Source organism: Pseudomonas sp. FG6 (genome assembly GCF_057809015.1).
Genome location: NZ_JBMDJD010000071.1, coordinates 1 through 6,352, shown reverse-complemented (window position 1 = coordinate 6,352; position 6,352 = coordinate 1). Strand labels below are relative to the sequence as shown.

Genomic DNA, 6,352 nt, shown 5'->3' with positions numbered 1-6,352 from the left:
AAGCACCCCCCCCACAAGTCTCACGGATCAATCCCGGACGCTTTGCGTTACCATGCTGAACCCGGACGCGGCAGCCTGCCGCTGCGCAGGAGTCAGCATGTCCCATCCGTTTGAAACCCTCACCCCCGACCTGGTGCTCGATGCCGTCGAGAGCATCGGCTTGCGCAGTGACGCCCGTGTGCTGGCCCTCAACAGCTACGAAAACCGCGTCTATCAGGTGGGCATCGAAGACGCCGAACCGCTGATCGCCAAGTTCTATCGCCCCCAGCGCTGGACCAACGACGCGATCCTGGAAGAGCACCGCTTCACCTTCGAACTGGCCGATTGCGACGTACCGGTCGTTGCGCCACTGATTCACGATGGCATCAGCCTGCACGAACACGCCGGCTTTCGGTTCACCCTGTTTCCTCGGCGCGGTGGACGCGCGCCGGAGCCGGGCAACCTCGACCAGCTCTATCGCCTCGGGCAATTGCTCGGACGCCTGCATGGCGTGGGTGCCAGTCGTTCGTTCGAGCACCGGGAAACCCTTGGCGTGACAAACTTCGGCCACGATTCGCTGGCCACCGTGCTGCAAAGTGATTTCGTTCCCCGCAGCCTGCTGCCGGCCTACGAGTCGGTCGCCCGGGACCTGCTCAAGCGTGTGGAGGCGATCTACGCCGCCACGCCCCACCAGAACATTCGCATCCACGGCGATTGCCACCCCGGCAACATGATGTGCCGCGACGAGGTGTTTCACATCGTCGACCTCGACGACTGCCGCATGGGCCCGGCGGTGCAGGACGTGTGGATGATGCTTGCCGGCGATCGCCAGGACTGCCTGGGCCAGTTGTCGGAGTTGATGGACGGCTACAACGAATTCCATGACTTCGACCCGCGCGAACTGGCGCTGATCGAACCACTCCGGGCCCTGCGCCTGATGCACTACAGCGCCTGGCTGGCGCGGCGCTGGGACGACCCGGCGTTCCCCCGCAGCTTCCCGTGGTTCGGCAGCGAGCGCTACTGGGGCGACCATATCCTGGCGTTGCGCGAACAACTGGCGGCGCTCGATGAAGAGCCTTTGAAGCTGTTCTGATTTGCGCCAGCGGTCACTCTGACCCCTTGTGGGAGCGGCGGCGATTGTCCACAAAGTTCACAGCACAACCAGACAAATCTCCTTACAATCACTCTTTTGTTAGCTGCCTAAGCAAGGATTCTGCATGCAAGCCGCCAACCCGCGCCACGGGTACATCCTGGGTCTGAGTGCCTACATCATCTGGGGTCTGTTCCCGATCTATTTCAAAGCCATCGCCAGCGTGCCGGCCGTGGAGATCATCATCCACCGCGTGCTGTGGTCGGCGTTGTTTGGCGCGGTACTGTTGGCAGTGTGGAAACATCCGGGCTGGTGGCAGGAACTGCGGGACAATCCGCGCCGGCTGGCGATCCTGGCCCTGAGTGGCACGCTGATCGCGGCGAACTGGCTGACCTACGTCTGGGCGGTGAACAACGGGCGCATGGTCGAAGCCAGCCTGGGCTACTACATCAACCCGCTGGTGAATGTATTGCTGGGCATGTTGCTTCTCGGCGAGCGGCTGCGGCGCATGCAGTGGCTGGCGGTGGGGTTGGCGGCAGCCGGCGTGGCGCAGCAGGTCTGGCAAGTGGGCAGCCTGCCGTGGGTGTCGCTGGCATTGGCCTTGACCTTCGGCTTCTATGGATTGATCCGCAAACAGGCACCGGTCAAGGCCTTGCCCGGGCTGGTGGTGGAAACCTGGATGCTGGTACCGATCGCCATCGCCTGGTTGCTGTTGAACCCGGCGGCCAACAGCGCCCAGGCCGCGTTCTGGACCACCTCCGAAGCCTGGTGGCTGGTGGCGGCCGGCCCGGTGACGCTGGTTCCCCTGGTGTGCTTCAACGCCGCGACGCGGCATTTGCCCTACACCACCATAGGATTCCTGCAATACATCGCGCCGACGCTGGTGCTGTTGCTCGCCGTGCTGCTGTTCGGTGAACACCTGTCGTCCAGCACACTGGTGGCGTTCCTGTTTATCTGGGCCGGCCTAGCGGTGTACAGCATCGATGCCGTGATCAGCATGCGCCGGCGTAACTGATCACAAAACACTCAATTCTCTACAGGCCACGTCGGACGTGGCCTGCGCGCATCCTTCCCAAGGTTATCCACAGCGTGATCCCCGCCGTTTGTGCACAAGCCCTTGAAAACTGGTGATTTTTTGAGCATTCACCGCTGAGGCCCGGCGGGCTTGGGCGGCAGCCCGGTCTCTACAGGTTATCCACAGGCAGGCGCAGCTTTTTCTTGGATAACCTTCCTCAGGCTTCGTCGCTGAACTTGAGTTCCACCATCAGCTCATCGGCCAAGGTCTCCAAGCGCGCCTGCAAAGTGTCCAGTGACAGGGTCAACGGCACACCGAGGATCGCCTCGGCGTGAAACAGCAGCTCGCTGCTCATCGGTGCCGGCCGGACATCAGTGACCAACCGCTCGACGTTCACGCCCTGCTCGCTCAGCAACCGGGTAATGTCCCGCACGATGCCGGGACGGTCATTGCCCACCAGCTCCATGGCGATGGGTTTCCAGGTACAGACTTCCTCGGTCGCGGTCTCGGCGATCAGCACACGGATGCCGTGGGCAGAGAGCCCGTGCAACGCTTCGATCAATTCTTCATGGGATTCGGCCGGGGCGCTGAGGCGCAGGATCCCGGCGAACTGGCCCGCCAGGCGCGACATGCGACTCTCCAACCAGTTACCGCCGTGCTCGGCGATGCAATCGGCGATACGCTCGACCTGCCCGGGCCTGTCCGGGGCGAAAACGGTGATGACAAGGTGGTCCATGGCGCAGTCCTCTTGTTGTGGAAGGGACAGTATAGGCAGGGCGCACAGGACTTGTGGCGAGGGGATTTATACCCTCGCCACAAGGTGGTGGGCGTTTAGCCAAGAAGGCAATCACCTAATCGTGTACAAGCCATAAGAATTATCTGGAACAATCCATCTGTTTTTTGAGAACATCCGGTACCGCGACGTGACCGTAACACTTTAGTCGGTCGCGGAACGACGCAATTAGTCTAATTTTCACAACCGCAACCGTTCATGTAGTATGCCGCGGCGAGCACTACATAATTGCAATGCAACGTTGTACCGATGGCTGCCCAAGGCCTGGTCGCATCCCTGAAAAGCCCCGTCAGCAAGGCTTGAGCACCCAGCCGCCAGCCATGGCATGTACTGGTTCCGGGGTTTGTGGTTTAAATGGCCCGAGGCTTCATTGTCAAAATCGAAGAGCTGAAAAGCGAAATAGCTGAGCAGAGTGAGGCAAGCAATGACTGAACACGTTCAAGTCGGTGGCCTTCAGGTCGCCAAAGTCCTGTTCGACTTCGTGAACAACGAAGCCATTCCCGGAACCGGCCTCACCGCCGACGCGTTCTGGGCCGGTGCCGACAAGGTCATCCACGACCTGGCGCCGAAGAACAAAGCCCTACTCGCCAAACGCGACGATTTCCAGGCGCGCATCGATGCCTGGCACCAGGCCCGCACCGGCCAGGCCCATGACGCCGTGGCTTACAAAGCCTTCCTGCAAGACATCGGTTATCTGCTGCCAGAAGCGGCGGATTTCCAGGCTACGACCCAAAACGTCGACGACGAGATCGCCCGCATGGCCGGCCCGCAGCTGGTCGTGCCGGTGATGAATGCCCGCTTCGCCCTCAACGCTTCCAACGCCCGCTGGGGTTCGCTGTATGACGCGTTGTACGGCACCGATGCCATCAGCGAGGCCGATGGCGCGGAAAAAGGCAAAGGCTACAACAAGGTCCGCGGCGACAAGGTCATTGCCTTCGCTCGCGCCTTCCTCGACGAAGCGACCCCGCTGGCGGCCGGCTCCCACGTCGACTCCACCGCTTATAAAATCGTCGACGGCAAGCTGGTCGTCACCCTCAAGGGTGGCAGCAACAGCGGCCTGCGCGACGATGCCCAACTGATCGGTTTCCAAGGCGACGCCTCGGCACCGGCAGCCGTGCTGCTCAAGCACAACGGCCTGCACTTCGAAATCCAGGTCGACGCCAGCACCCCGGTCGGCCAGACCGACGCCGCCGGCGTCAAAGACATCCTGATGGAGGCCGCGCTGACCACCATCATGGACTGCGAGGACTCGGTCGCCGCCGTCGATGCCGATGACAAGGTGGTGATCTACCGCAACTGGCTCGGCCTGATGAAGGGCGACCTGTCGGAACAAGTCGCCAAGGGCGGCCAGACATTCATCCGTACCATGAACGCCGACCGCGCCTACACCGCCGTCGACGGTTCGAGCTTGACGCTGCACGGTCGTTCGCTGCTGTTCGTGCGCAACGTCGGTCACCTGATGACCATCGATGCGATCCTCGACAAACACGGCAACGAAGTGCCGGAAGGCATTCTCGATGGCCTGGTCACCAGCCTGGCGGCGATACACAGCCTCAACGGCAACACGTCGCGGCGCAACAGCCGCACCGGCTCGGTGTACATCGTGAAACCGAAGATGCACGGCCCGGAAGAAGCGGCGTTCACCAACGAGCTGTTCGGTCGCATCGAAGACGTGCTGAACCTGCCGCGCAACACGCTGAAAGTCGGGATCATGGACGAGGAGCGCCGTACCACGGTCAACCTCAAGGCCTGCATCAAGGCCGCCAGTGAGCGCGTGGTGTTCATCAACACCGGCTTCCTGGACCGTACCGGCGACGAAATCCACACCTCCATGGAAGCCGGCCCGATGGTGCGCAAGGCCGACATGAAGTCTGAGAAATGGATCGCCGCGTACGAAAACTGGAACGTGGACATCGGCCTGAGCACCGGCCTGCAAGGTCGCGCACAGATCGGCAAGGGCATGTGGGCCATGCCGGACCTGATGGCGGCGATGCTCGAACAGAAAATCGCCCATCCGATGGCGGGCGCCAATACCGCGTGGGTGCCCTCGCCGACCGCCGCCGCGCTGCATGCGCTGCATTACCACAAGGTCGACGTGTTCGCCCGCCAGGCCGAACTGGCCAAGCGCGCGCGTGCATCGGTGGACGACATCCTGACCATCCCGCTGGCCGTCAACCCGAGCTGGACACCAGAGCAAATCAAGAACGAACTGGACAACAATGCCCAGGGCATCCTTGGCTACGTGGTGCGCTGGATCGACCAGGGCGTCGGCTGCTCCAAGGTGCCGGACATCAACGATGTCGGCCTGATGGAAGACCGTGCGACGCTGCGTATTTCCAGCCAGCACATCGCCAACTGGCTGCGTCACGGCATCGTCACCCAGGACCAGGTGATGGAAAGCCTCAAGCGCATGGCACCGGTGGTGGACCGCCAGAACGCCAGCGACCCGCTGTACCGCCCGCTGGCGCCGGACTTCGACCGCAACATCGCCTTCCAGGCAGCCGTCGAGCTGGTGATCGAAGGCACCAAACAGCCGAACGGCTACACCGAGCCGGTGCTGCACCGTCGTCGTCGTGAGTTCAAGGCAGCCAATGGGTTGTGATTGAGTGATCGCCAACAAAAACGCCGCGAGACGATCGCGGCGTTTTTGTTTGTACAGGTATCAGGCTGGAATGCAGCCTGCGGGTTGAGCTGTGGGAGCAAAGCTTGCTCGCGATAGCGGTAGAACAGCGAGCATCACAGTTGAATGTGCCACCGTCATCGCGGGCAAGCCTTGCTCCCACAGATTTCCTGTATGGCACAGGATCTTAGAGATCCATCCCCAACTCATGCTTGACCAGCCCCAGCAACTTCTCGGTATCGATCGGCTTGAGCAGAAAGTCCACCACGCTCAGGTGCATCGCCTCGATGGCGTCCTTCACGTCGGCGTCGCCGGAAACGATGATGATCGGCAGCGCCGCCCGTTCCGACTCGCGCACCAGGCGAACCAGCTCCAGGCCGTCGACATGCCCCATGCGCAAGTCGGTGATCAGCAGGCCGATCGAGGGCTTGGTCTCCAGCATCTTGAGTGCCGTTTCGCCACTGGCCGCGGTCATGCAGCGAATACCGTCCAATGCCAGGATCTCCGACAGCAGCTCGCGAGCGTCCTTGTCGTCATCGACGATCAACACGCGCTGCGGCGGCAGGTCAGGCTCCAGCATGACGGCATTCAGCGCCTCGCGCTCGGCGTCACTCAAAATATCGTGGTCGGACATGGTGCTCTCTACGGTTCTTTAGTCGATCCCCTGGCACACTGGTCAGACATCGTTCTAGCGCGCTTCAATGTGCACTTCGTCGGATTTTTTTCCAAGCCCATTCAGTGAAGACTTTTACACCAGCGGATGTAGGATTTTGCCGCAGCCGCAAGCGCTTTCCCGCGACCTAGGCTGTGTACGAAATTGTTTGAAACGCAGGTTAGGCAAGGCAAAAACCGGCG

At 61.6% G+C, this 6,352-nt stretch carries 5 protein-coding genes; 3 read left to right on the top strand and 2 right to left on the bottom strand.

Features of this window, described 5'->3' with window-relative positions:
• The first annotated feature begins 97 nt into the window (after positions 1-97).
• Both ACODSJ_RS24540 and rarD read left to right on the top strand, forming a co-directional pair.
• Complete coding sequence (locus ACODSJ_RS24540; RefSeq protein WP_489104202.1) at positions 98-1,072, top strand: serine/threonine protein kinase; 975 nt, start codon at positions 98-100, stop codon at positions 1,070-1,072.
• Positions 1,073-1,196: 124 nt separating this feature from the next.
• Positions 1,197-2,084: an EamA family transporter RarD gene (gene rarD / locus ACODSJ_RS24535; protein ID WP_489104201.1), complete on the top strand. Its 888-nt coding sequence runs from the start codon at positions 1,197-1,199 to the stop codon at positions 2,082-2,084.
• A gap of 217 nt (positions 2,085-2,301) precedes the next feature.
• Here the strand turns inward: rarD and ACODSJ_RS24530 are convergent, their stop codons facing one another.
• Positions 2,302-2,820: a glycine cleavage system transcriptional repressor gene (locus ACODSJ_RS24530; protein WP_489104200.1), complete on the bottom strand. Its 519-nt coding sequence runs from the start codon at positions 2,818-2,820 to the stop codon at positions 2,302-2,304.
• A gap of 481 nt (positions 2,821-3,301) precedes the next feature.
• Here ACODSJ_RS24530 and ACODSJ_RS24525 point away from each other — a divergent pair, with 481 nt between their 5' ends.
• Positions 3,302-5,479, top strand: coding sequence for a malate synthase G (locus tag ACODSJ_RS24525; protein ID WP_489104199.1), 2,178 nt, complete (start codon positions 3,302-3,304; stop codon positions 5,477-5,479).
• A gap of 205 nt (positions 5,480-5,684) precedes the next feature.
• On the opposite strand, the gene ACODSJ_RS24520 is transcribed toward ACODSJ_RS24525, so the two are convergent.
• Complete coding sequence (locus tag ACODSJ_RS24520) at positions 5,685-6,131, bottom strand: response regulator (RefSeq protein ID WP_489104198.1); 447 nt, start codon at positions 6,129-6,131, stop codon at positions 5,685-5,687.
• Positions 6,132-6,352: the final 221 nt, after the last annotated feature.

What these genes read in the sequence shown, in the direction of transcription:
- ACODSJ_RS24520 (WP_489104198.1), bottom strand. Translation starts at nt 6,131, where the DNA reads ATGTCCGACCACGATATTTTGAGTGACGCCGAGCGCGAGGCGCTGAAT.
- ACODSJ_RS24525 (WP_489104199.1), top strand. Translation starts at nt 3,302, where the DNA reads ATGACTGAACACGTTCAAGTCGGTGGCCTTCAGGTCGCCAAAGTCCTG.
- ACODSJ_RS24530 (WP_489104200.1), bottom strand. Translation starts at nt 2,820, where the DNA reads ATGGACCACCTTGTCATCACCGTTTTCGCCCCGGACAGGCCCGGGCAG.
- rarD (WP_489104201.1), top strand. Translation starts at nt 1,197, where the DNA reads ATGCAAGCCGCCAACCCGCGCCACGGGTACATCCTGGGTCTGAGTGCC.
- ACODSJ_RS24540 (WP_489104202.1), top strand. Translation starts at nt 98, where the DNA reads ATGTCCCATCCGTTTGAAACCCTCACCCCCGACCTGGTGCTCGATGCC.